We start from the raw sequence: 23,429 nt of genomic DNA, 5'->3' as shown, positions 1-23,429 counted from the left end.
GAACATGGCAACGGTCACATTCGACAAGGTCACAATCCGCTACCCCGGCGCGGAGCGCGCAACTGTTCATGAGCTTGATTTAGATATCGCTGATGGCGAGTTTTTGGTGCTCGTCGGCCCTTCGGGTTGTGGTAAATCCACTACGCTGCGTGCTTTGGCTGGGCTTGAGGGCGTGGAGTCGGGTGTGATCAAAATTGATGGCAAGGATGTCACTGGTCAGGAGCCGGCGGATCGCGATATCGCGATGGTGTTCCAGAATTATGCGCTGTACCCTCACATGACGGTGGCGAAGAATATGGGTTTTGCGCTGAAGTTGGCTAAGCTGCCGCAGGCGCAGATCGATGCGAAGGTCAATGAGGCTGCGGAAATTCTTGGGTTGACGGAGTTTTTGGATCGCAAGCCTAAGGATTTGTCTGGTGGTCAGCGTCAGCGTGTGGCGATGGGCCGCGCGTTGGTGCGCGATCCGAAGGTGTTCCTCATGGATGAGCCGCTGTCCAACCTGGATGCGAAATTGCGCGTGCAAACCCGCGCGGAGGTCGCCGCTTTGCAGCGTCGCCTGGGCACCACCACGGTGTACGTCACCCACGATCAGGTCGAGGCAATGACGATGGGCGATCGGGTTGCGGTGCTCAAGGACGGGTTGCTGCAGCAGGTCGCACCGCCCAGGGAGCTTTACGACGCACCGGTCAACGAATTCGTTGCGGGCTTCATCGGCTCGCCGTCCATGAACCTCTTCCCTGCCAACGGGCACACGATGGGTGTGCGCCCGGAGAAGATGCTGGTCAATGAGACCCCTGAGGGTTTCACAAGCATTGATGCTGTGGTGGATATTGTCGAAGAACTTGGTTCTGAATCGTATGTTTATGCCACTTGGGAGGGCCACCGCCTGGTGGCCCGTTGGGTGGAAGGCCCCGTGCCAGCCCCTGGCACGCCTGTGACTTTTTCCTACGATGCGGCGCAGGCGCATCATTTCGATCTGGAGTCGGGCGAGCGTATCGCTTAGTTTCGGACGTGGAGGGAGGCGTCGAAAAGCATCTTTATTTTTGACCCTCCGGGAGTGATTTAACCTAAAATTCCACACAAACGTGTTCGAGGTCATTAGATTGATAAGCATCTGTTGTTAAGAAAGGTGACTTCCTATGTCCTCGATTTCCCGCAAGACCGGCGCGTCACTTGCAGCCACCACACTGTTGGCAGCGATCGCACTGGCCGGTTGTAGTTCAGACTCAAGCTCCGACTCCACAGATTCCACCGCCAGCGAAGGCGCAGACAGCCGCGGTCCCATCACCTTTGCGATGGGCAAAAACGACACCGACAAAGTCATTCCGATCATCGACCGCTGGAACGAAGCCCACCCCGATGAGCAGGTAACGCTCAACGAACTCGCCGGTGAAGCCGACGCGCAGCGCGAAACCCTCGTGCAATCCCTGCAGGCCGGCAACTCTGACTACGACGTCATGGCGCTCGACGTCATCTGGACCGCAGACTTCGCGGCAAACCAGTGGCTTGCACCCCTTGAAGGCGACCTCGAGGTAGACACTTCCGGACTGCTGCAATCCACCGTGGATTCCGCAACCTACAACGGTACTCTCTATGCGCTGCCTCAAAACACCAATGGCCAGCTGCTGTTCCGCAACACCGAAATCATCCCAGAAGCACCAGAAAACTGGGCTGACCTCGTGGAATCCTGCACCCTCGCTGAAGAAGCAGGCGTTGATTGCCTGACCACTCAGCTCAAGCAGTACGAAGGCCTCTCCGTTAACACCATCGGCTTCATCGAAGGCTGGGGCGGCAGCGTGCTGGATGATTCCGGCAACGTCACCGTCGACAGCGACGACGCCAAGGCAGGCCTTCAAGCGCTTGTCGACGGCTTCGACGACGGCACCATCTCCAAGGCATCCCTTGCAGCGACCGAAGAAAAAACCAACCTCGCATTCACCGAAGGCCAAACCGCCTACGCCATTAACTGGCCATACATGTACACCAACTCCGAAGAAGCCGAAGCAACCGCAGGCAAATTCGAAGTACAGCCCCTCGTAGGTAAAGACGGCGTCGGCGTATCCACCCTTGGTGGCTACAACAACGGCATCAACGTCAACTCCGAAAACAAGGCAACCGCCCGCGACTTCATCGAATTCATCATCAACGAAGAAAACCAAACCTGGTTCGCGGACAACTCCTTCCCACCAGTGCTCGCATCCATCTACGATGATGAGTCCCTTGTTGAGCAGTACCCATACCTGCCAGCACTGAAGGAATCCCTGGAAAACGCAGCACCACGCCCAGTGTCTCCTTTCTATCCAGCCATCTCCAAGGCAATCCAGGACAACGCCTACGCAGCGCTTAACGGCAACGTCGACGTTGACCAGGCAACCACCGACATGAAGGCAGCGATCGAAAACGCTTCCAGCTAGTTCGGTAATTAGGTTCATGCTTTAGGTTCATCCTCCGGCCACCTTCCCTGAAATCCTTAGCGGATTTCCACAAAGGTGGCCGGAGTTTTGTCCTATTGTTGGGTGTAATTGAACTTGTGTGAAAGGAGTCCGGATGGCTTCCGACAAAGATCTTCAAGTTTCCACATTTGTCTACATCTCCCGCTGCCCCGTGCAGGTCTACGAAGCAATCGCAGATCCCAGACAACTAGAACGCTACTTCGCCACCGGCGGAGTATCCGGCCGCCTCGAAACCGGATCGACTGTCTATTGGGACTTCGCTGATTTCCCCGGCGCGTTTCCCGTCCAAGTTGTCTCAGCTACACAGGCCGAGCACATTGAACTCCGCTGGGGACAAGCAAATGAGCTGCGTTCCGTCAATTTCGAATTCGAACCTTTTAGAGATTTCACCCGCACAAAACTCACCATCACCGAAGGCAGCTGGCCACTCACCCCCGCAGGAGCCCAAGAGGCCCTAGGCAGCCAGATGGGATGGACCGGCATGCTCTCTGCTTTAAAAGCATGGCTGGAATACGGAGTGAACCTCCGCGACGGGTTTTATAAGCAATAGGCAATGTGTCCATCACGATGTGTGGCGGATTATGATCTATGTAACAAGAATGTGCAGTTTCACAGAACTGACAATCAACTTATTTTGACTTGACAAAAGGAGCGACGACACATGGCCACATTCAAACAGGCCAGAAGCGCTGCCTGGCTGATCGCCCCCGCCCTCGTGGTCCTTGCAGTGGTGATCGGATATCCCATCGTCCGAGCAATTTGGCTATCCTTCCAGGCCGACAAAGGCCTCGACCCCACCACCGGACTCTTCACCGACGGTGGCTTCGCAGGACTAGACAATTACCTCTACTGGCTCACCCAACGATGCATGGGTTCAGACGGCACCATCCGTACCTGCCCACCCGGCACACTAGCCACCGACTTCTGGCCAGCACTACGCATCACGTTGTTCTTCACCGTGGTTACCGTCGGCTTGGAAACTATCCTCGGCACCGCCATGGCACTGATCATGAACAAAGAATTCCGTGGCCGCGCACTTGTTCGCGCAGCGATTCTTATCCCTTGGGCAATCCCCACCGCAGTCACCGCAAAACTGTGGCAGTTCATCTTCGCGCCACAAGGCATCATCAACTCCATGTTTGGGCTTAGTATCAGTTGGACAACCGATCCGTGGGCTGCCAGAGCCGCCGTTATTTTGGCCGACGTCTGGAAAACCACACCATTCATGGCACTGCTGATCCTCGCCGGTCTGCAAATGATCCCGAAGGAAACCTACGAAGCAGCCCGCGTCGATGGCGCAACCGCGTGGCAGCAATTCACCAAGATCACCCTCCCGCTGGTGCGCCCAGCTTTGATGGTGGCAGTACTCTTCCGCACCCTCGATGCACTACGCATGTATGACCTCCCCGTCATCATGATCTCCAGCTCCTCCAACTCCCCCACCGCTGTTATCTCCCAGCTGGTTGTGGAAGACATGCGCCAAAACAACTTCAACTCCGCATCCGCACTCTCCACGCTGATCTTCCTGCTGATCTTCTTCGTGGCGTTCATCATGATCCGGTTCCTCGGAGCAGACGTTTCGGGCCAACGAGGGATGAAGAAAAAGAAACTGGGCAGAACCAAGGATGAGAAGCCCACCGCTAAGGATGCTGTTGTAAAAGCCGATTCTGCTGTGAAGGAAGTGGCTAAGCCATGACTAAACGAACAAAAGGACTCATCCTCAACTACGCCGGAGTGGTATTCATCCTGTTCTGGGGACTAGCTCCCTTCTACTGGATGGTGATCACCGCGCTGCGCGATTCCAAGCACACCTTTGACACCACTCCCTGGCCAACGCACGTCACCTTGGATAACTTCCGTGACGCGCTGGCCACCGACAAAGGCAATAACTTCCTCGCAGCCATTGGCAACTCACTGATCATCAGTGTCACCACAACAGCGATCGCGGTTCTCGTGGGAGTGTTCACCGCCTACGCACTGGCTCGCTTAGAATTCCCCGGTAAAGGCATTGTCACCGGCATCATTTTGGCAGCCTCCATGTTCCCCGGCATCGCCCTGGTCACTCCGCTGTTCCAGCTCTTCGGTGACCTCAACTGGATCGGCACCTACCAAGCGCTGATTATCCCGAACATTTCCTTCGCGCTACCTCTGACGATCTACACGCTCGTGTCTTTCTTCAGACAACTGCCCTGGGAACTCGAAGAATCAGCACGTGTCGACGGCGCCACCCGTGGCCAAGCCTTCCGCATGATCCTGCTTCCTCTAGCAGCGCCCGCACTATTTACCACCGCGATCCTCGCATTCATCGCAACGTGGAACGAATTCATGCTGGCCCGCCAACTATCCAACACCTCCACAGAGCCAGTGACCGTTGCGATCGCCAGGTTCAGCGGACCAAGCTCCTTCGAATACCCCTACGCCTCTGTCATGGCTGCCGGCGCGCTGGTGACCATCCCACTGATCATCATGGTTCTCATCTTCCAACGCCGCATCGTCTCCGGACTCACCGCAGGTGGCGTGAAAGCCTAGACTAGATACTCATGAGTGCTGATAAATCCCAGGATCAATCCGAATCGCAACGCAAAGGGCTTCAACTCGAAGCGCTGCTTGGATTCCTGGGATTTTTCTCATTCCTCGCCGTCATCCAGGCAGTCATCAACGTGTTACGCCCCGAACCTGCCGTGTGGCCAGCTCTTCTCGCGCTCGTTTTAGTAATCGCCACAGTCTCAGTATGGAGGGCTTGGCGAAAGCACCGCCCTAATTAAAGTTCCTGCGCCAACGCCACGATAATTCCAGACGGCCCGCGTAGATAACACAGCAGAAATACGTCCTCATAGTTGGCGATTCCATCGAGTGGTTCCGCACCGATATGTGCGATCGTTTCCTCAATATCATCCACCGCAAACATCAATCGGTGCATCCCAATCTGGTTGGGTGCTGGTGGAGGCGTTGCAATCGGTTCCGGATGTAGATATTGAGTAAGCTCCACCCGAGAATGCCCATCGGGAGTTTTCAGCACCGCGATCTCAGATCGAATCCCGCTGAGACCAACGGTCCGATCAGCAAAATCCCCTTGGACCATTGTTCGACCATCTAGGGACATCCCTAATTTCTCAAAGAAACCGACTGCTTCATCCAACGACTCCACCACAATCGCCACGTTGTCCAAACGTTTAATTCCCATGATCCCCATCGTAGGTAGCATCGTGTGATGGCGATCATCTACAACACATCCAGCACGCTCAACGGATTCATCGCAGACAAAAACAACTCCCTGCAATGGCTTTTCGACGTCCCCGGCAGCGACGGTGCCTCTGAAGACTTCGGTAATTTCCTTTCAAAAGTCGGCACCATCGTGATGGGCTCCACCACCTATGAATGGCTGCTCAAGGATCTGGATTTCATCAGCGATCCCCAGAAATGGACCGATGTGTATGGCGATCGCCCCACGTGGGTGTTCAGCAGCAGGAACTTGGAAACCCCGGAAGGAAAACCTGTCAAGGTAGTAAATGGAGATGTCGCCGATGTTCTCCCCGCCATACTGGAAGAGAGTCCAGAGAACACTGATATCTGGATCGTCGGTGGTGGCGATCTGGCGGGTCAATTCTTTGATGCGGGTGCTCTCGATCGGATCATTTTGACCATAGCGCCAGTATTTTTAGATGAAGGCCAGCCAGCGATGCCCCGCGGGATCGAAAGTAATCGTCTCCGCACCGTCAATGTCCGCGAAGTTGGGCAATTCACTGAGATCACTCTGGAGACGATTAAAGGGGCTTAATTTGTAGAGTTTTGGGCAGAAAGCTCTTCCTTTAAGAACGCAGTGCTTAGTGACGACGATGCCAATAACGCTCTATTGCCACAGCTGCTTCTGCGAGAAAAAATCCAAAACCAATCGGTATCAAATATCCAGTTAGGATTCCATCAGGCTGAGTTACCCTGAAATAGATTCCCATCAAGACAAGAACGATTCCTACACCACCTAAGAACCCCAAAAGCCACAAGGGAGCTCTTCTTGTTAGGGCACAAGCAACTGCAGCTACAGCAAAACCAACTCCAACAAAAATTGAAAAAGCGGTTACTACTGAATAGGGATTCCCAAGGGCAAATATCCACCCGACTACGACCGTTAAGACATAAAGCAATAAGAACAGTCGAGCAGAATAATTTTTTGTCGCAAACTTAGACGAATCTTTCATCGCGCTCCTTAGAGGATTACAGATTTGTTATATGGTATAGCGTTACGGCAGACCAGTATCCACCTGCAGTACTTTTACAAGCGGTCTATCTAGGAGACAAACTCCAGAGTCGGCAGCGCAAAACTTTGTTAGATCGAGGTTTGTGATGTCGGCCTAAATTGCTCTTCTTTACCAACTCGCCCCACGCGCGCTCACAAACTGATACCCTCGGCTACTAGTGACACGGGGTGCAAAAGCACTTTCACAAAGCTTTCGCTGAGATTACACCCGTCGAACCTGATCCAGTTAGTACTGGCGAAGGGACTGTCGCATTGGACCCATCCTCCCAAGGGATAGGTCCCTCTGCCCTTCGCCCCAACCCAAGAAGGGCGTTTTTTCATGCTTGATATTTCTGAGCAAATTGTTTTGGTCACCGGCGGTGCACGCGGACTTGGTCGCGCGTTGTCTGAGTCTTTTTTGCGCGAGGGTGCTCGTGTTGTGGTGAACTATCACCGTTCGGCTGATGCTGCTGCAGAGTTGGCTGGGGACAAAGCGGTGGCGATTCAGGCTGATGTTCGTGATCGCGAACAAGTGAAAAGCATGTTTGCCCAGGCGAAAGAACATTTCGGCAGCCCGATCACCACTGTGGTGAACAGCGCTTTGGCGGATTTCAGCTTTGATGGCGATGCGCGTCCCAAGGCGGAGGACATCACCATTGAGCGTTTTAATCAGCAGTACACCAGCGCAATCGAGGGCGCGCTGAACACCATCCAGGAGGCTTTGCCTGGTTTTGAGGAGGTGGGAAGTGGTCGTGTGATTAACATCGGCACGAATCTTTTCCAGAATCCCACGGTCCCCTACCACGATTACACCGCGGCGAAGGCTGCACTATTGTCCTTGACCCGCACGTTTGCCAAGGATCTGGGCCCGCGCCACATCACGGTCAACATGGTCAGCGGCGGCCTGCTGCGCACCACTGGCGCCAGCGCCGCCACGCCCGAGGAAGTCTTTGATTTCATCGCCGCCGGCACCCCACTGGGGTCCGTCACCACGCCCCAAGAGCTTGCCGACGCCTCCCTCTTCTTCGCATCCCCCTGGTCGCGCGCGGTTACAGGCCAAAACTTGGTCGTCGACGGAGGACTGGTTTTCAACTAATGACACCGAAAGAAATACACCTCAACCTTTTTGCTTTCGGTGCCGGGCACCACGCGGCGGCGTGGCGAGCGGTGGAGGGAAGCGTCGAAAAGCTGGGTTTAATTTCCTGGTGGGAGGAACTCGCGCGCACCGCTGAGCGGGGCAAGCTGGATGCGGTCTTTTTGGCGGATGGGCAGGCGATTAATCCGGTCGGTCTGGAGAATGGGCCGGGCTGGTTTTTGGAACCGGTGACCGCGTTGACTGCGATGGCGCGGGCGACGAACAATATTGGGTTGATCAGCACAATTTCCAGTACGTTTTGGCAGCCGTTTCATGCGGCGCGGATGATCGCCAGCTTGGATCATATTTCGGGTGGGCGTGCTGGAATCAATGTGGTGACATCGATGACCGATGCGGAGGCGCGTAACCACGGGATGGATGCGTTGCCGGGTCACGATGTTCGCTATGCGCGCGCTGCGGAATTTATTGAAACCATCACTGCGCTGTGGGATTCTTGGCCTGCGGAAAGTTTGGTGATGGATCGTGCTGGAAAATTTGCGGACTCCTCGCTCATTAAATCTATCGATCATGATGGTGAGTTCTTCCAAGTCGCTGGTCCGCTGAATGTTCCAAGTACTCCGCAGGGCAGGCCAGTTATTTTCCAAGCGGGATCCTCACCGCAGGGACGGGAGATCGCTGCACGGTATGCCGAGGCGATTTACTCCGTGGCCTGGGATTTGGAGCAAGCACAAGATTATCGCTCTGATATTCATGCTCGTGCCACTGCCCAGGGTCGCGAACCCATGCCGGTGCTGCCTGGTTTGGTGACCTTTGTTGGCACGACCGTGGAAGAAGCGCGTGCAAAACAGCAGGCTCTCAACGCGTTGTTGCCGGTCAAAGACTCACTAAATCAGCTGAGTTTCTTTGTGGGTCAAGATTGCTCGACGTGGGATTTGGATGCACCTCCCCCACCACTGCCACCGCTAGAAGAGTTTTCCGGTCCTAAGGGCAGGTACGAAACGGTGCTGCGGATCATCGAATCTAAATCACCAACCGTCCGCGAACTTCTGGGCTACCTCGCAGCAGGTGGTGGGCACGCCACATTCATCGGTACACCGGAAAGTATCGCTGATGAAATCGAGCGCTGGATCGACGAGGGCGGTGCCGATGGCTTCAACCTCATGCCACCGATGCTCCCCCACAGTTTGGACGACTTTGTTGACTTAGTAGTCCCTGAACTGCAGCGACGTGGCCGATTCCGCACAGAATACAGTCACACCACGCTGCGCGGTCACTTGTTTAACCAGGTTGCTTATTCAGCCCGGTCACTTGTTTAACTAGGTCACTTGTTTAACTCAGCAATTGGGCGCACTGTCAATGATTGATTAAGAGTGCCCACAGGACCTTCGGCATCGTGAATCACCGAAGTGGTCAAACCGATGCCGTTGGGTCCGAACGCCGCGCGGGTATCAAAACCCACCTTGGTGCCCACCGGCTGGCGGAACAGATGGAAAGTAAGATCCACATTCGGGAACATCCACGTCTTGGGATCTTCTCGAACCGCCACGCCATTGGCCACATCCAAGAATTTGGAAAACTCTGCCAAAGGCTCAGAATCTTCGCCGTCAACCAACTGCACATCGCCGGTAATCCACGCACGGTTTTTTCCTGGGATTTTCTCTGCATCCTCGACAAAGACAATGCTGTCCATAAAGCCACCAGACCACTGCCACGCTGCTTGAGCATCTGACAACTCAGCCATCGACGGCAATGCTTCAAAAGTATCGCCAGAAATATGGGCAAGATCAGAGGTCTTCAACAACCAGGCGCGTGCACGAATCGTCACTCTGCCGTTGATCTCAGCGACCGTCTCAATAAGTTCAATGGTGCGCCCGGGACGAACGATCTCTGTTCTCAAGGTGACATCATCCCGAGCGATCTGGCCCAAGACCTCCAAACTGAAACGGCTGAACACAAAAGCATCGCCGACGACTTCCCTGCGCCAGCGTTCCATATGGTGAATCACCAAACCGGCAACCGGTGCAAGGTGGAGTTCATCATCGCGCCACGCACCACTGGAATGCTCCGTTGGGCGGTACGTATCATTTCCGTGCGCAATAAAATATGCAGTTGACATGCGAAAACCTCACTATCAGTAATTTTGGGAGGCTAGTTCTAGGGACTAGCACTTGCGCTAGCTCTTGGGGGCTCGGAGTTTTCGCCACAGCACTCGAAGTGTGGAATGCGGCAGTGCAAAACACTCTCTAATCGCCATCCCTAGGCGCTCAGCTGAAGGTGTACGAGCAGTGACCACCTTGATGGGAATCCCTAAATGCCAAGCCCATAAATAGGTGCGCCAGGCATGAAAGCCACTGGTCACAACAGTCCACTGTAGTGTGTCCGGAAATAATGCGTGGGCGTTTTCTAAATTCTCGTTGGTGCTGGTGGCCCATGGTTCTTCCACAATGTTGGTTACTCCACGGGCGCGTAAATAATCTGCCATGGCCGCGGCTTCACCGAAACCGCTGACCACAACGGGTGCTTCCGGGGTCATAGATGAGACCTCAATGGCCTTTTCCAGCCTTGAAGCCAACAAGTCAGTGACCTGACCATCAACAACTTTGGATCCCAGCACCACGATCGGATTCATTAGCCGAGCAAGCGCTTCTTCAAGGCTTCGTCCTTGGCTTCAACTTCCTTCGCCATATTCTCTTGGTAATCGGCCATCTTCGTGACCAAAGAAGGATCACCAGCACCGAGAATACGAACGGCAAGGAGGCCTGCATTCTTCGCGCCACCGATGGAGACAGTGGCGACTGGAACGCCGCCTGGCATCTGGACGATGGACAGCAAGGAATCCAAACCGTCGAGATCCTTCAATGCGCGTGGAACACCGATGACTGGAAGTGGAGTTGCTGCAGCCACCATGCCTGGCAGGTGCGCAGCTCCGCCAGCACACGCGATGATCGTCTTGATGCCGCGCTCATGTGCAGTCTTTGCGTAGTTGAGCATTTTCTCTGGGGTGCGGTGTGCAGAGACAACTCCCACCTCAAAAGGAATGCCAAACTCAGCAAGTACCTCTGCAGCTGGCGCCACAGTATCCCAATCCGAATCCGAACCCATGATCAAACCAACTAGAGGACCCACTGAAATTCTCCTTAAGCGCAAAAGTTACGTATCGGTTTATCAGTCTATAACAGGCCTTTTAAGCGTTAATCTGTCCATCAAAAGTGTTGGAGAAATGCTTGATCGCAGCCATTGCTGTCGCGGTTGGATACTGCGGGTGCATTTCACCGTTGACAGCTTTGACGGAACGCATGAGGGATTCTGCAATTGGTGGCGTAATCGTGTCGAATTTCCACAAATCCACCACCACAAGGCTGATATCTTGGTTGCTCATGACATCGGGAACATCACCTAGAGCGCTGATAATTGATTTAGTAACCAGTGGTTTGTTCACCGGATGCGGTGCTTTTCCGGTGATGGGATCTTTCTCGCATTGGCACCAGCCAACCCCGAGTTCATCCATAACCCAGACCCATTCAACCAAAGGATTTTTCTTCATCGTTTTAGGCTAACCCAGTTGGCTAGCGCCTGCCTGACTAAAGGTGTAGCTCTGTTCCGACAGTGATGGTTTTGCTTGGTTGCAGTTTGAAAGACTCGGTTCGAGATGCCTGATTGCGTTCCATCGAAAGATACAAACGATCACGCCAGCCAGCGATCTTTCCAGGCAACCTGCTCCGAAGTGTCAGCGCAGACAGGAAGTAAGTGGCGTTATCCCATGTTGGGTCAATGGCGTGGAGATTTTCAGGCAGATTCTGTTCATCAAAATAACCAAGGTGCAGATCAACCCGAACCACCCTAATCGGGGCGTGATGGAGCACTTCCATTTCCGCGCGTTCCTCTGGTGGCACGTGCGGAACGTGTTCTTGGACGATTCGAACGATCACGATCTCTCGGTATAAAAGCTTGAGGTCTTTCACGCAGCGAACCAATGACAACGGGACAGTATCGCTGGTGCCATGTGGAAATACTGCCACTTCGGCAACTTTACGAAGCCCAATATTGTGTGGCTGATCGAGTTTCTCCAAGAACTTATCCATGGGAAGTTCCAGCTCTGCGCGTTCCTGATTGACGCGGTCACTTCCCCACTCCCAGGTCCTCATCACCACGATGAGCACGGCTGCAATAAGTAGTGGAAGCCAGCCACCGTCGTGAATTTTCGTGGTGTTCGAGGCGAATAGAAGTACTTCTGGAATACCGATGAACACAATGAACAACGCTGTTTTCCACCATGTGGTGTGGGCGTAGACCAGATACAAGACGCTGACCAGCACCAATGTTCCGGTCACAGCAAGTCCATACGCGCTGGCGAGGCTTTCTGAGGATCGGAATACCAGCACCACGACCATCACGGATACAAACAGCAATCCATTAACCAGCGGCATATAGATCTGGCCTTCCTCTTTTCGGGAGGTATGCCGGATCACCATGCGTGGCAGCAGTTTCAAATTCACGGCCTGCTTGGTCAATGAATACGCACCAGAAATCACGGCCTGCGATGCGATCACCGTGGCGATGGTCGCCAAAATAACCAACGGAATCCGCAGACCTTCCGGCGCGAGATAAAACATGGGGTTGCGCACCGCTTCAGGCTGGTTAATCACCAAGGCGCCCTGCCCCAAATACGTCAAGATTAAAGCAGGCATGACGACGCAAAACCACGCCACTCTAATTGGCCTCGCCCCAAAATGGCCCATATCAGCGTAGAGCGCTTCCGCACCCGTTACTGTCAGGACAACGGCACCAAGCAGCACAAATGCTTGGAAAGGCTCAGCCACAATCAAGCGCAGGGCCCAATGTGGAGACAAGCTCTGCAAGATTTCTGGATGTACGATGATTTGCGGAATTCCCAATCCTGCAAGGGTGACAAACCACAGCAACATGATGGGGCCGAAGGCTTTGCCGACTTTTTCTGTGCCGAGCGGTTGGATTGCAAAAATAGCGATCAAAACTGCGAGAGATACGGGCAGAATGAAGCGCTCAAAGCTTGGGGAAATAACCGTCAACCCCTCCGTCGCGCTAAGCACAGAGATCGCCGGAGTAATCAGCACATCGCCATAAAACAGCGCTGCACCCAACATGCCGGCTACTGCCACGAATTTTCCCCAGTGCCCACGGTTTTTCAGCAAGGCAACGAGCGCCAGGATGCCACCTTGTCCTTGGTTGTCAGCTCGGGTGACCAGCATGACGTATTTGACGGTGACGATCAAGGTGATTGTCCACAGCACCATGGAGATGATCCCGTACACATTTTCCGGGGTGACTTCGACTTTGTTGTGCTGCATGCTAAATGCAGTGTGAAGTGAATACAGGGGGCTGGTGCCGATGTCACCGAACACAACACCTAGGGCACCAAGAGTGAGTAAAGCTTGTCCGGATTTTGGAGCGACTGATTTTGGCCGCGCACTTTTCATGCGGTTAAGCATGCTCCTTTGAGTGGAGAAATGCTAGCGCTCAGAAAAGACCTAATCCCAGCGAGCGTTGACAAGGAAGTATGCGCAGGCCAGGGCTTCGGTTCGGGTCTTTTCAAGGTCGGATCCCACCATGTTGACGTGGCCAATCTTTCGTCCCGGGCGATGTCCCTTACCGTAGAGGTGGATCTTGGCATCTGGGTATTTGCGCCATACTTCCACCATGCGGGTTGCCATGGGCATCTCTGGGTCGGTGTCAGCACCGAGCACGTTGGCCATCACGGTGTAATCAGCCAAAGTGTCGGTAGCACCCAGTGGGTAGTCGAGGACTGCGCGGAGGTGCTGCTCGAATTGGCTGGTCACGCAGCCATCTTGAGTCCAGTGGCCGGTGTTGTGTGGACGCATGGCGAGCTCGTTGACAAAGATCTCTGGCTGGCTGTTCTGGTCAAGGGTTTCAAAAAGCTCCACTGCCAAGACACCAGTGACGCCGAGTTCCGTGGCGATCTTCTGGGCCAATCCCCTGGTGGATTCCTGCAGTTCTGCGGATAGTTCAGGTGCGGGAGCGATTGCTTCTGCACACACACCGTTCTTCTGCACTGATTCTACGACTGGCCACGCTTTGGTTTCTCCACTTGGGGTGCGGGCAACCATGGCGGACAGTTCCCTGTTGAGGGCAACTTTCTTTTCTGCCATGAGTGGGGTGCCGCCGTCGAGAAGCTCAGCCACAAGCGACTGAAGCTCTGCTACATCGGCTGGGAACCATACTCCCTTGCCGTCGTATCCGCCACGGCGTGCTTTGAGGCAAACTTGGCCATCAACTGCTTCGAAGAATCCCACTGCATCTTCGACTGATTCAATGGCAGCAAATGGTGGGACTGGTGCGCCGAGTTCACGTAGACGCTTGCGCATGACAAGTTTGTCTTGGGCGTTGACCAGTGCTTCTGGGCGTGGCTGCACGTTGACGCCTTCTGCGATGAGCTGGTGCAGGTGTTCGTTGGGGACGTGCTCGTGGTCGAAGGTCATCACATCGGCGCCTTCGATGGCGACGCGCAGATCATCAATGTTGGTGTAATCGCCGAGAACAACATCAGCAGCTACTTGAGCTGCGGAGGAATCCGGCGCTCCAGCTAGAACTCGCAGTGATTGTCCGAGTTCGATGGCGGAGGTCTGCATCATGCGGGCTAATTGGCCGTCACCAATTACTGCGACGATGGGCATTCCTGGAGCGTGGGCTTGGTTTCCTGTAGAAGTCACAAGTCCTAACTATAACGCCTTCACCAAAATGTAAGATCTTTGAGCAGCGCTTCCACTTTTCGAGCCTTGGGAACCTGGTTGATTACATAGGGTCGGTGGTGTCCACCAACACCTAAGACCAGGGTGTTTCGCCGGCGTTGGACTCGCTGAATGTAGCTCAGTGGAATAGAATCAAACCCGGTGCGCAGACCCGCGCGTCGGACCAGCAGTTTACGATCACTCAAGATCACGCGGAGTCGACGTTGCCTTATTAAAGGAAGACCGAAACGCCATGCAGCAAGTACTGCCCACACACCCACTAGAAGATTGCGGGTGCCTTCGGGGAAGCTATCGGCGGGGTTGGTGCCATCGATTCCTGGAAGCTGATCCAAAAAGCCGATGCCCATCCAACAGATTCCAGTAATCACAATGAGTTCAAAAATGGGGAACAACATTGCGGATAGAGGAGATGTCAGATCGACGTGGATCCGGTCTCCCTCTGCAATATGTTTCTCAAGTGAATTCCCCATACCGTCACCTTACTGCAGGCGAAGGTGCGTAATTTCACCGGCGTTGAGGGTGTGAACGGTGCCCGAAGCATCGCGAACGCGAATTTCTCCGCCAGTCGCGACACCGATCGCTTCACCTAAGAGTTCTTTATCCCCAGGTAGAAGCACTCGAACATCTTGGCCAATACTGGAACATGCCGCACGGTAATCATCGAGCCAATCCACACTTGGACCCTGCCACTGATCCAGTCGAGTATGCAGATGTGTGAGCATATTAATAAGGAATGTGGTTCTGTCGACTTCAACACCTTCCAATGCGAGGGAAGTTGCATGAGGAACAGGAAGCTCATCTTTAGTCAGGCTGATATTAGTGCCCCAACCGATGACAACTGTTGGGGTGGAATCAAAGCCGGTGGCTTCCACCAGGATGCCGCAGAGTTTCTTGCCGTGGATTTGAACATCGTTGGGCCATTTCAGTCCGGCACCTTCCACACCGAGGTCATTCAACGCGTCCATGACAGCGAGTCCCGCCGCGAGTGGAATAGTGCCAATCCGGTCCACTTGATCAATAGATAGTTGAACGAGCACAGACACGATTGTTTGGGAACCCTCAGGGGCAGACCACGGGCGGCCGAGTCGCCCACGCGCATGATCTTGAAACTCGACAGTTTTCACCGTCCAGTTTGGAGCGCCAGAACCTGCAAGTGCCAGCAAGTCAGCATTAGTGGAGCCTGTCACTTTTTCGTAAATGACCTGGCCAAAGTCACCGTTTTGGAGCAATTTTTCCTTCAGGAGCTCAACGTTTAGCGGCTCTCTGGATCGTGAAATGTCAACGTTCATGGAAGCCAATGTAGTGGGGTCGCGTCGAAAAGCGCGCTTTAAGGGCGACACGCCCAAAAAGTTTTACCTTTAAAAACTACCCGCACGCAGCACGAACCTGTTCAGTGATGTAAATCACCGCGGAAATATTGTGGACGTTACCCCCGCCTACCGCTACGATTTCAAAACATGACCATTTCCTCACCTTTGATTGACGTCGCCAACCTTCCAGACATCAACACCACTGCCGGCAAGATCGCCGACCTTAAGGCTCGCCGCGCGGAAGCCCATTTCCCCATGGGTGAAAAGGCAGTAGAGAAGGTCCACGCTGCTGGACGCCTCACTGCCCGTGAGCGCTTGGATTACTTACTCGATGAGGGCTCCTTCATCGAGACCGATCAGCTGGCTCGCCACCGCACCACCGCTTTCGGCCTGGGCGCTAAGCGTCCTGCAACCGACGGCATCGTGACCGGCTGGGGCACCATTGATGGACGGGAAGTCTGCATCTTCTCGCAGGACGGCACCGTATTCGGTGGCGCGCTTGGTGAGGTGTACGGCGAAAAGATGATCAAGATCATGGAGCTGGCAATCGACACCGGCCGCCCATTGATCGGTCTTTACGAAGGCGCTGGCGCTCGTATTCAGGACGGCGCTGTCTCCCTGGACTTCATTTCCCAGACGTTCTACCAAAACATTCAGGCTTCTGGCGTTATCCCACAGATCTCCGTCATCATGGGCGCATGTGCAGGTGGCAACGCTTACGGCCCAGCCCTGACCGACTTCGTGGTCATGGTGGACAAGACCTCCAAGATGTTCGTTACCGGCCCAGACGTGATCAAGACCGTCACCGGCGAGGAAATCACCCAGGAAGAGCTTGGCGGAGCAACCACCCACATGGTGACCGCTGGTAACTCCCACTACACCGCTGCGACCGATGAGGAAGCACTGGATTGGGTACAGGACCTGGTGTCCTTCCTCCCATCCAACAATCGCTCTTACACACCACTGGAAGACTTCGATGAGGAAGAAGGCGGCGTTGAAGAAAACATCACCGCTGACGATCTGAAGCTCGACGAGATCATCCCAGATTCCGCGACCGTTCCTTACGACGTCCGCGATGTCATCGAATGCCTCACCGACGATGGCGAATACCTGGAAATCCAGGCAGACCGCGCAGAAAACGTTGTTATTGCATTCGGCCGCATCGAAGGCCAGTCCGTTGGATTTGTTGCCAACCAGCCAACCCAGTTCGCTGGCTGCCTGGACATCGACTCCTCTGAGAAGGCAGCTCGCTTCGTCCGCACCTGCGACGCGTTCAACATCCCAATCGTCATGCTTGTCGACGTCCCAGGCTTCCTCCCAGGCGCAGGCCAGGAGTATGGTGGCATCCTGCGTCGTGGCGCAAAGCTGCTCTACGCATACGGCGAAGCAACCGTTCCAAAGATCACCGTCACCATGCGTAAGGCTTACGGCGGAGCGTACTGCGTGATGGGATCCAAGGGCTTGGGCTCTGACATCAACCTTGCATGGCCAACCGCACAGATCGCCGTCATGGGCGCTGCTGGCGCAGTCGGATTCATCTACCGCAAGGAGCTCATGGCAGCTGATGCCAAGGGCCTCGATACCGTAGCTCTGGCTAAGTCCTTCGAGCGCGAGTACGAAGACCACATGCTCAACCCGTACCACGCTGCAGAACGTGGCCTGATCGACGCCGTGATCCTGCCAAGCGAAACCCGCGGACAGATTTCCCGCAACCTTCGCCTGCTCAAACACAAGAACGTCACTCGCCCTGCTCGCAAGCACGGCAACATGCCACTGTAAATCGGCGAATCCATAAAGGTTCAAAAGGATTCAATAAGGGTTCGATAAGGGTTCCATAAGAGTTCGATAAGGGCCGTCTTAACTGATTGGGTGTAAAGAAATACCAATGAAAATTGGCAACTTTTTACACCCAATCTTTAAGACATGGGGGTGGCGCTGGGCTAACATAACAGGTTAGCGAAACGATTAGTCCCCTGTTAGGGGGATTAACCCTCGAAGTGGGTCGTATTTTGGCGTTTGTATGTTCACACAAGAACCCTGCACAACGCCTTCAAAGTACGTCGACCACAACCAAGCGCATTATTCACTCTCACCCTTCAGGATTTAGACTAAGAAACCATGACTGCAGCACAGACCAAACCTGACCTCACCACCACGGCTGGAAAGCTGTCCGATCTTCGCTCCCGTCTTGCAGAAGCTCAAGCTCCAATGGGCGAGGCAACTGTAGAAAAAGTGCACGCTGCTGGCAGGAAGACTGCCCGCGAACGTATTGAGTATTTGCTCGATGAGGGCTCTTTCGTAGAGATCGATGCTCTTGCTCGTCACCGCTCCAAGAACTTCGGCCTGGATGCCAAGCGTCCAGTTACTGACGGTGTTGTAACTGGTTACGGCACCATCGATGGCCGTAAGGTCTGTGTGTTCTCCCAGGACGGCGCTGTATTCGGTGGCGCTTTGGGTGAAGTTTATGGTGAAAAGATCGTTAAGGTTATGGATCTTGCGATCAAGACCGGTGTGCCTTTGATCGGTATCAATGAGGGTGCTGGTGCGCGTATCCAGGAAGGTGTTGTGTCTCTGGGTCTGTACTCACAGATCTTCTACCGCAACACCCAGGCGTCTGGCGTTATCCCACAGATCTCTTTGATCATGGGTGCCTGCGCTGGTGGTCACGTGTACTCCCCTGCTCTGACTGACTTCATCGTCATGGTGGATCAGACTTCCAAGATGTTTATTACCGGCCCTGATGTCATCAAGACTGTCACCGGTGAAGATGTCACCCAGGAAGAGCTCGGTGGCGCTCACACCCACATGGCTACCTCCGGTACCTCCCATTACTCTGCGTCTGATGATTCAGATGCTTTGGATTGGGTTCGCGAGCTGACCTCTTATCTTCCATCCAACAACCGTGCGGAAACTCCTCGCCAGGAGGCCGACATCATGATCGGTTCCATCCAGGAAAACATCAACGATGTGGATCTGGAATTGGACACCATCATCCCGGATTCCCCGAACCAGCCTTATGACATGAAGGAAGTTATTTCCCGCATCGTCGACGACGCCGAGTTCTTCGAGATCCAGGAAGACTACGCAGAGAACATCCTGTGTGGCTTCGCTCGCGTTGAGGGCCGTTCTGTTGGCATCGTGGCTAACCAGCCAACCCAGTTCGCTGGCTGCTTGGATATTAAGGCATCTGAGAAGGCTGCCCGTTTCATCCGCACCTGCGATGCGTTCAACATCCCAATCCTTGAGTTCGTGGACGTTCCAGGCTTCCTGCCTGGCACCAACCAGGAATTCGACGGCATCATCCGCCGCGGCGCAAAGCTGCTTTACGCTTACGCTGAAGCAACCGTCGGCAAGATCACCGTCATCACCCGCAAGTCCTACGGCGGAGCGTACTGCGTGATGGGTTCCAAGGATATGGGCGCTGACCTCGTATTCGCTTGGCCTACCGCACAGATCGCCGTCATGGGTGCTTCAGGTGCTGTTGGATTTATTTACCGCAAGGAACTCAAGCAGGCTGCCACCGAAGGCAAGGACGTTGCTGAGGTCATGAAGGGCTACGAGCAGGAGTACGAAGAAACTCTGGTCAACCCTTATGTCGCAGCTGAGCGTGGCCTGGTTGATGCCGTTATCCCACCTTCTGAGACCCGCGGCCAGATCATTGAGGGTCTGCGTCTGCTGGATCGCAAGGTGGTCAATGTTCCTGCTAAAAAGCACGGTAACATCCCACTATAGAAACTGTTTTTTTAAGGAGAACCATGTCTGAAGAAATCACTCAGGACACCAAGGCTGCAGAGAAGCCTTTTCTGCAGATCGTATCTGGCAACCCAACCGATCAAGAGGTTGCTGCCTTGACCGTGGTGTTCGCTGGTTTGGCTAAAGCTGCCGCCGCACAGCAGATGGTGTCGGCAAGCAAGGACCGCAACAACTGGGGCAACCTGGATGAGCGTCTGTCTCGCCCGAACACGTTTAACCCCAGCGCGTTTCAGAATGTGAATTTCTTCTAGTTACATGCAGATCGTTCTCGCTTCGCAGTCCCCGTCCCGCCGAAAAATCCTCAATTCGGCGGGCGTCGAGCCTCTCATCCACCCAGCTGATGTTGATGAGGACGTGCTCCTTCACTCCCTCAACGGCTCTGCGCCGGAGGAGATCGTCCGCCAGCTTGCGCTGGCTAAAGCACAGGTGGTTGCGCCGTCCTATCCGGGCGACGTCGTCATCGGTGGCGATTCCATGCTGCTTATCGACGCCACCCTCCAAGGCAAGCCCCACACCCGCGAAGCCACCATCGAAAGATGGAAACAACAACGCGGCAACAAGGCCACACTGATCACCGGCCATGCCATCATCTTTGGCGATGAAGTGATCGTGGAGTCCTCCTCCACCAACATTCATTTCGCCGAGGCCAGCGATGTGGATATTGAGCGATACGCCGACTCCGGCGAACCCTTAGAGTGCGCAGGCGCGTTCACCCTCGAAGCACTTGGTGGTTGGTTCATCGATTCCATCGAAGGCGACCCCTCATCCGTGATCGGATTGTCTCTCCCCGTCGTGCGCCGTGCTTTGTACCGCCTCGGTTTCAACGCCAGCGACTTCTGGAACATGTAAACACTTTCCGCACCAGACAGGCGTGCCAAGATTTTCGATTCGTCGAGAGTTTTGTCACGCCTGTCTGGTCTGTCTCGAGTCCCCCACCAAACCACAGTGCCCACCAACGATGGATTCCCCATCCGTGGGCATCTGTGACTGGTATTGAGGCTCGGAAACCAAACACACATGCCCACGAACTCCCCTTTAGGGCTTCGTGGGCATTCTCGTTTGGTCCGACGCTATGTCCGGCACTTATCCCCAAAGAAGTCGACCTCTCAGAACCGCTTCTATCGGCCTAACACAGCCTCGCCTATATAAAGAGTCCTAAGCGACCAGAAGCCTGCGCATATTGCTCCACAGGAATGGAGCCAAAGATTGTGCGTATTCATCGGACATGTGGTTGCCGTCGCGGTACACATACACATTGCCGATCACTGGGATACACAGGTCGTCTGGGCAGAACCATCGTGAAGTATCCACTGCGAGCATATTGTTTCTGATGGCTAGTTCTTTTTCAGCGGGGTCTACTGGTGCGTAGAAGTTGTCTTTGGTGATCGAGCAGTCCACCAAGGATTGTTCTTCTTCGTAGCATTGGGACACCATCCATCCTTCGCCTCCTGGCTGGATGAACCACGGGTTGTCGCGGAGTCCCATGAATGGGATGTCTTCGGCTTCGAGGAAGTCCCACAACGTGATGTATGATTCTGGCACTTCGTCGATGCCGCGGCCTTTTTCAAGGAGCGGTCTGGTGGAGTTGGAGACCACGAGGTCGGGTTTTACTTCTGCGAGGCGTTCGATCACTTTTTCGTTGAATTCGATGCAGTCGTCGCTGAAAATTCCGTCGAGTTCCACCACGAAGGTGGGGCAGGATTGGCGGACGAGGGGGATCACTTTGAAGTTGTGTTGCTTGCCTAGGGCGTCGAGTGGTGCCATCCATTGTTCGGCGTGGGATCCGCCGACGAGGTAGACCTCGACGGGTGAGTTGGGGTTGCCGAAAGCGCAGTAATCTTCGTCGTAGTTGTCTGGTGCTAGTTCAGATGGATCGTCGCCGAAGACGGACATGCAGCCTTTTGCCCAGGCGGGTGAGACGGTATCGGCCAGCACGTAGGGGTTTGGTTTGGGTTTTACTTCGGGGGCATCGAAGCCCGCCAGGGAGAGTGCACCGGGGTAGATCTCCGGATCGAGATCACTCATTTGGGTATCGAGTACTCGTTGGTAGAGCACCTGCGGAGTAGATGTCAGGGCGAAACCGACTGCGACTACTGCGATGCCCGCATACGCACGCATTCGGGCCGGCCTGGAGGAACGCAGCTTTTGCAAAGCATCAGCACTGCGGGATTCCCTAAATAGTGGGCGCTTTCCCTGCTGTTGCATTGATTTTTCTACGTATTTGTTAGTCAGCTGCGCCAAGCCAAGGGACAGCACAATCACGGCGATACCCAGCCAGATGGATGGCTCTTCTTGGTTGAACAAAGCGGTGAAAATGATCAGCAGAGGCCAGTGCCACAAGTAGAGCGGGTAGGCGATATCACCGAGCCAAAGCATCCATTTTCGGGAGAGAAAGACCGAGATTTTACCGTCGCCAAGGATGACTAAGCAAGCACCCAAGATGGGATACAGCGCGGGGAATCCAGGGAAAGTCTCTGCGCCATCCATGAAGAATCCAGTGGATAGCACCATAAACAAACCGACGGCTGCGAGTATTGATTTAGTCTTCGCAGAAATCAAAATTCGAGGCGCATGCAGCACCAATAGTGCACCAAGGCCGAGCTCCCAGAACCTGGTGAAGGTGGAATAGTAGTTGACTGATTGATCAATGAAATGCCACAGGATTGCACTGAAAAATGATACGGATGTGAGCACTGCCAGCACAGGAGTCGCTAGTCGCACTGCGGAGTATTCGGGGCGGTATCGACGAATCAGGATGATCGCCATGCTCAACAAGATGGCAAAGAGGTAGAACTGCCCTTGCACAGCCATGGACCACAAGTGCTGGAAAGGACTGACTTCTGCAGAGGCTGCTCCGTAGGCAGCACCTTGGGATGCGAGCTCCCAGTTTTGGACATAGAAGAGGCTGGCTACTGCTTGGTTGGCTATTTCTATTCGTTGCAGTCTGGGCACCCACGCCAAGATGAGGAGCATGGAAACGCCCAACACCAGCACTAACGCAGGAAGTAATCTGCGTAGCGTGCGCCAAATCGGCCACCAGGGGTTGATGGAAGAATCTGGACGATCTGCATAACGCAATTGCGACCCTAAGAAGAAATAGCCAGACAGCAGCAGGAAGACATCCACACCGCCGGAGACTTTTCCGACGAAAACATGGAACAAAACTACGAAGGCGATCGCAATGCCGCGGAGCCCATCGAGGTCATATCTGTAGCCGGAGCGTGGAACTTTCTGGGTGGCTGAAGTAGGTTTTCCACCTTGTCTGGCTTCTTTCAGAACTTGAGAAAGCCCTCTCGCCGTTCCCACCGACAACCTCTTTTCATATCCTGCACAACGCTATGATCTTCTCACACTTGCCTTTGAAGTTAGGATTGGGGACATGGTTCAAATTAATGACATGCTTGCCCCTCCTCCAGTAAAACTTCCGGAAGATCCTGCCCTCGGCGCCGATCCAACGTTGACCTCGACAGCGATTGCGCATCCTGACAGCCCATTGGTGTGGGCGTACCGAGCTGAAAATCTTATCAAATCTGCATCAAATGATGAAGAGATGATTCAGGCCTATGCTTTTGCGCGCACGGGTTACCACCGCAGTCTCGATCGTCTGCGTGCCAATGGTTGGAAGGGTTGGGGTCCTGTCCCCTTCTCTCATGAGCCAAACCAGGGAGTGTTGCGGGCTATCGCTTCCCTAGCTCTTGCCGCGAAGCTGATTGGTGAGGACAACGAATACGATCGTTGCCGCCAGATGCTCTCTGATGCGGATCCAGAGTCCGTCGCAGTCCTACTCGACAAATAGAACAACCACAGATAAAACAATCTCCCTCCCGCGCCTTGCCT

General features: G+C 54.4%; 25 protein-coding genes and 1 riboswitch. Of the genes, 14 read left to right on the top strand and 11 right to left on the bottom strand.

Annotated elements, in window-relative coordinates; genetic code table 11:
* The first annotated feature begins 4 nt into the window (after window positions 1-4).
* From KW808_RS04010 to KW808_RS03985, 6 genes are all read left to right on the top strand, one after another.
* The gene (locus tag KW808_RS04010) at window positions 5-1,003 is read left to right on the top strand and encodes an ABC transporter ATP-binding protein (RefSeq protein WP_003863586.1); all 999 of its coding nucleotides are present in this window, start codon (window positions 5-7) and stop codon (window positions 1,001-1,003) included.
* 136 nt (window positions 1,004-1,139) lie between these two features.
* Window positions 1,140-2,414 carry an ABC transporter substrate-binding protein gene (locus KW808_RS04005; RefSeq protein WP_499652676.1) on the top strand — a complete coding sequence of 425 codons (1,275 nt, stop codon included), beginning with the start codon at window positions 1,140-1,142 and terminating at the stop codon, window positions 2,412-2,414.
* A gap of 133 nt (window positions 2,415-2,547) precedes the next feature.
* On the top strand, window positions 2,548-3,003 hold the full coding sequence (locus tag KW808_RS04000; RefSeq protein ID WP_003863589.1) for an SRPBCC family protein: 456 nt from the start codon (window positions 2,548-2,550) through the stop codon (window positions 3,001-3,003).
* A gap of 111 nt (window positions 3,004-3,114) precedes the next feature.
* The gene (locus tag KW808_RS03995) at window positions 3,115-4,149 is read left to right on the top strand and encodes a carbohydrate ABC transporter permease (protein WP_003863591.1); all 1,035 of its coding nucleotides are present in this window, start codon (window positions 3,115-3,117) and stop codon (window positions 4,147-4,149) included.
* The gene (locus KW808_RS03990; protein ID WP_003863593.1) at window positions 4,146-4,982 is read left to right on the top strand and encodes a carbohydrate ABC transporter permease; all 837 of its coding nucleotides are present in this window, start codon (window positions 4,146-4,148) and stop codon (window positions 4,980-4,982) included. Before KW808_RS03995 ends, KW808_RS03990 begins: the two co-directional genes overlap by 4 nt.
* Window positions 4,983-4,993: 11 nt before the next feature.
* Window positions 4,994-5,218 (top strand): hypothetical protein, encoded by a 225-nt coding sequence (locus KW808_RS03985; RefSeq protein ID WP_003863595.1) that lies wholly within the window; start codon window positions 4,994-4,996, stop codon window positions 5,216-5,218.
* Here the strand turns inward: KW808_RS03985 and KW808_RS03980 are convergent.
* A complete protein-coding gene (locus tag KW808_RS03980; protein ID WP_034983926.1) occupies window positions 5,215-5,637 on the bottom strand; it encodes a VOC family protein in 423 nt (140 codons plus the stop codon). The two genes, KW808_RS03985 and KW808_RS03980, sit on opposite strands and share 4 nt — an antisense overlap.
* Before the next feature lie 27 nt (window positions 5,638-5,664).
* Between KW808_RS03980 and KW808_RS03975 the strand changes: the two genes are divergently transcribed.
* Window positions 5,665-6,231, top strand: a complete 567-nt coding sequence (locus KW808_RS03975) for a dihydrofolate reductase family protein (protein WP_003863599.1) — start codon at window positions 5,665-5,667, stop codon at window positions 6,229-6,231.
* A gap of 46 nt (window positions 6,232-6,277) precedes the next feature.
* Here KW808_RS03975 and KW808_RS03970 read toward each other — a convergent pair whose 3' ends face one another.
* Window positions 6,278-6,649, bottom strand: coding sequence for a hypothetical protein (locus KW808_RS03970; protein ID WP_003863600.1), 372 nt, complete (start codon window positions 6,647-6,649; stop codon window positions 6,278-6,280).
* A 213-nt stretch (window positions 6,650-6,862) separates the two neighbouring features.
* Window positions 6,863-6,970: riboswitch (TPP riboswitch) on the top strand.
* Window positions 6,971-7,027: 57 nt separating this feature from the next.
* Here KW808_RS03970 and KW808_RS03965 point away from each other — a divergent pair.
* Entirely contained in the window at window positions 7,028-7,783 is a 756-nt protein-coding gene (locus KW808_RS03965; RefSeq protein ID WP_003863603.1) for a 3-oxoacyl-ACP reductase, read from the top strand.
* Window positions 7,783-9,099 (top strand): LLM class flavin-dependent oxidoreductase, encoded by a 1,317-nt coding sequence (locus KW808_RS03960; protein ID WP_003863604.1) that lies wholly within the window; start codon window positions 7,783-7,785, stop codon window positions 9,097-9,099. Before KW808_RS03965 ends, KW808_RS03960 begins: the two co-directional genes overlap by 1 nt.
* Before the next feature lie 5 nt (window positions 9,100-9,104).
* On the opposite strand, the gene KW808_RS03955 is transcribed toward KW808_RS03960, so the two are convergent.
* The 8 genes from KW808_RS03955 to KW808_RS03920 are packed head-to-tail and all read right to left on the bottom strand — an operon-like array spanning window position 9,105 to window position 15,875.
* On the bottom strand, window positions 9,105-9,899 hold the full coding sequence (locus KW808_RS03955; RefSeq protein ID WP_003863606.1) for a thioesterase family protein: 795 nt from the start codon (window positions 9,897-9,899) through the stop codon (window positions 9,105-9,107).
* Between the two features lie 57 nt (window positions 9,900-9,956).
* Window positions 9,957-10,412, bottom strand: a complete 456-nt coding sequence (locus tag KW808_RS03950; RefSeq protein ID WP_003863607.1) for a YdcF family protein — start codon at window positions 10,410-10,412, stop codon at window positions 9,957-9,959.
* Entirely contained in the window at window positions 10,412-10,909 is a 498-nt protein-coding gene (gene purE / locus KW808_RS03945) for a 5-(carboxyamino)imidazole ribonucleotide mutase (RefSeq protein WP_003858249.1), read from the bottom strand. Before purE ends, KW808_RS03950 begins: the two co-directional genes overlap by 1 nt.
* A gap of 58 nt (window positions 10,910-10,967) precedes the next feature.
* Window positions 10,968-11,327 (bottom strand): hypothetical protein, encoded by a 360-nt coding sequence (locus tag KW808_RS03940; RefSeq protein ID WP_003858251.1) that lies wholly within the window; start codon window positions 11,325-11,327, stop codon window positions 10,968-10,970.
* Window positions 11,328-11,364: 37 nt separating this feature from the next.
* Window positions 11,365-13,251: a potassium transporter Kup gene (locus KW808_RS03935; protein WP_003863608.1), complete on the bottom strand. Its 1,887-nt coding sequence runs from the start codon at window positions 13,249-13,251 to the stop codon at window positions 11,365-11,367.
* A 39-nt stretch (window positions 13,252-13,290) separates the two neighbouring features.
* Complete coding sequence (locus tag KW808_RS03930) at window positions 13,291-14,454, bottom strand: 5-(carboxyamino)imidazole ribonucleotide synthase (protein ID WP_003863609.1); 1,164 nt, start codon at window positions 14,452-14,454, stop codon at window positions 13,291-13,293.
* A 56-nt stretch (window positions 14,455-14,510) separates the two neighbouring features.
* Complete coding sequence (locus KW808_RS03925) at window positions 14,511-14,999, bottom strand: hypothetical protein (RefSeq protein WP_003863611.1); 489 nt, start codon at window positions 14,997-14,999, stop codon at window positions 14,511-14,513.
* A 9-nt stretch (window positions 15,000-15,008) separates the two neighbouring features.
* Entirely contained in the window at window positions 15,009-15,875 is an 867-nt protein-coding gene (locus KW808_RS03920; RefSeq protein WP_003863612.1) for a biotin--[acetyl-CoA-carboxylase] ligase, read from the bottom strand.
* Window positions 15,876-15,986: 111 nt separating this feature from the next.
* Here KW808_RS03920 and KW808_RS03915 point away from each other — a divergent pair, with 111 nt between their 5' ends.
* The 4 genes from KW808_RS03915 (at window position 15,987) to KW808_RS03900 (ending at window position 20,441) form a co-directional block, all read left to right on the top strand.
* Window positions 15,987-17,618: an acyl-CoA carboxylase subunit beta gene (locus tag KW808_RS03915; protein ID WP_003863614.1), complete on the top strand. Its 1,632-nt coding sequence runs from the start codon at window positions 15,987-15,989 to the stop codon at window positions 17,616-17,618.
* 339 nt (window positions 17,619-17,957) lie between these two features.
* Window positions 17,958-19,571 (top strand): acyl-CoA carboxylase subunit beta, encoded by a 1,614-nt coding sequence (locus KW808_RS03910; protein WP_003863615.1) that lies wholly within the window; start codon window positions 17,958-17,960, stop codon window positions 19,569-19,571.
* A gap of 23 nt (window positions 19,572-19,594) precedes the next feature.
* Window positions 19,595-19,843: an acyl-CoA carboxylase subunit epsilon gene (locus KW808_RS03905; RefSeq protein ID WP_003863616.1), complete on the top strand. Its 249-nt coding sequence runs from the start codon at window positions 19,595-19,597 to the stop codon at window positions 19,841-19,843.
* 4 nt (window positions 19,844-19,847) lie between these two features.
* Window positions 19,848-20,441, top strand: coding sequence for a nucleoside triphosphate pyrophosphatase (locus KW808_RS03900; protein ID WP_003863617.1), 594 nt, complete (start codon window positions 19,848-19,850; stop codon window positions 20,439-20,441).
* Window positions 20,442-20,747: 306 nt separating this feature from the next.
* On the opposite strand, the gene KW808_RS03895 is transcribed toward KW808_RS03900, so the two are convergent.
* Window positions 20,748-22,898 (bottom strand): acyltransferase family protein, encoded by a 2,151-nt coding sequence (locus tag KW808_RS03895; protein WP_003863618.1) that lies wholly within the window; start codon window positions 22,896-22,898, stop codon window positions 20,748-20,750.
* A 73-nt stretch (window positions 22,899-22,971) separates the two neighbouring features.
* Here KW808_RS03895 and KW808_RS03890 point away from each other — a divergent pair, with 73 nt between their 5' ends.
* Window positions 22,972-23,388: a DUF3151 domain-containing protein gene (locus tag KW808_RS03890; protein ID WP_003863619.1), complete on the top strand. Its 417-nt coding sequence runs from the start codon at window positions 22,972-22,974 to the stop codon at window positions 23,386-23,388.
* The last annotated feature ends 41 nt before the right edge of the window (window positions 23,389-23,429 follow it).

Source organism: [Brevibacterium] flavum (assembly GCF_019317305.1).
GTDB lineage: Bacteria > Actinomycetota > Actinomycetes > Mycobacteriales > Mycobacteriaceae > Corynebacterium > Corynebacterium glutamicum.
This window is presented reverse-complemented; position numbering and strand designations above follow the sequence as displayed.

What these genes read in the sequence shown, in the direction of transcription:
- KW808_RS04010 (WP_003863586.1), top strand. Translation starts at nt 5, where the DNA reads ATGGCAACGGTCACATTCGACAAGGTCACAATCCGCTACCCCGGCGCG.
- KW808_RS04005 (WP_499652676.1), top strand. Translation starts at nt 1,140, where the DNA reads ATGTCCTCGATTTCCCGCAAGACCGGCGCGTCACTTGCAGCCACCACA.
- KW808_RS04000 (WP_003863589.1), top strand. Translation starts at nt 2,548, where the DNA reads ATGGCTTCCGACAAAGATCTTCAAGTTTCCACATTTGTCTACATCTCC.
- KW808_RS03995 (WP_003863591.1), top strand. Translation starts at nt 3,115, where the DNA reads ATGGCCACATTCAAACAGGCCAGAAGCGCTGCCTGGCTGATCGCCCCC.
- KW808_RS03990 (WP_003863593.1), top strand. Translation starts at nt 4,146, where the DNA reads ATGACTAAACGAACAAAAGGACTCATCCTCAACTACGCCGGAGTGGTA.
- KW808_RS03985 (WP_003863595.1), top strand. Translation starts at nt 4,994, where the DNA reads ATGAGTGCTGATAAATCCCAGGATCAATCCGAATCGCAACGCAAAGGG.
- KW808_RS03980 (WP_034983926.1), bottom strand. Translation starts at nt 5,637, where the DNA reads ATGGGAATTAAACGTTTGGACAACGTGGCGATTGTGGTGGAGTCGTTG.
- KW808_RS03975 (WP_003863599.1), top strand. Translation starts at nt 5,665, where the DNA reads ATGGCGATCATCTACAACACATCCAGCACGCTCAACGGATTCATCGCA.
- KW808_RS03970 (WP_003863600.1), bottom strand. Translation starts at nt 6,649, where the DNA reads ATGAAAGATTCGTCTAAGTTTGCGACAAAAAATTATTCTGCTCGACTG.
- KW808_RS03965 (WP_003863603.1), top strand. Translation starts at nt 7,028, where the DNA reads ATGCTTGATATTTCTGAGCAAATTGTTTTGGTCACCGGCGGTGCACGC.
- KW808_RS03960 (WP_003863604.1), top strand. Translation starts at nt 7,783, where the DNA reads ATGACACCGAAAGAAATACACCTCAACCTTTTTGCTTTCGGTGCCGGG.
- KW808_RS03955 (WP_003863606.1), bottom strand. Translation starts at nt 9,899, where the DNA reads ATGTCAACTGCATATTTTATTGCGCACGGAAATGATACGTACCGCCCA.
- KW808_RS03950 (WP_003863607.1), bottom strand. Translation starts at nt 10,412, where the DNA reads ATGAATCCGATCGTGGTGCTGGGATCCAAAGTTGTTGATGGTCAGGTC.
- KW808_RS03940 (WP_003858251.1), bottom strand. Translation starts at nt 11,327, where the DNA reads ATGAAGAAAAATCCTTTGGTTGAATGGGTCTGGGTTATGGATGAACTC.
- KW808_RS03935 (WP_003863608.1), bottom strand. Translation starts at nt 13,251, where the DNA reads ATGCTTAACCGCATGAAAAGTGCGCGGCCAAAATCAGTCGCTCCAAAA.
- KW808_RS03930 (WP_003863609.1), bottom strand. Translation starts at nt 14,454, where the DNA reads ATGCCCATCGTCGCAGTAATTGGTGACGGCCAATTAGCCCGCATGATG.
- KW808_RS03925 (WP_003863611.1), bottom strand. Translation starts at nt 14,999, where the DNA reads ATGGGGAATTCACTTGAGAAACATATTGCAGAGGGAGACCGGATCCAC.
- KW808_RS03915 (WP_003863614.1), top strand. Translation starts at nt 15,987, where the DNA reads ATGACCATTTCCTCACCTTTGATTGACGTCGCCAACCTTCCAGACATC.
- KW808_RS03910 (WP_003863615.1), top strand. Translation starts at nt 17,958, where the DNA reads ATGACTGCAGCACAGACCAAACCTGACCTCACCACCACGGCTGGAAAG.
- KW808_RS03905 (WP_003863616.1), top strand. Translation starts at nt 19,595, where the DNA reads ATGTCTGAAGAAATCACTCAGGACACCAAGGCTGCAGAGAAGCCTTTT.
- KW808_RS03900 (WP_003863617.1), top strand. Translation starts at nt 19,848, where the DNA reads ATGCAGATCGTTCTCGCTTCGCAGTCCCCGTCCCGCCGAAAAATCCTC.
- KW808_RS03890 (WP_003863619.1), top strand. Translation starts at nt 22,972, where the DNA reads ATGGTTCAAATTAATGACATGCTTGCCCCTCCTCCAGTAAAACTTCCG.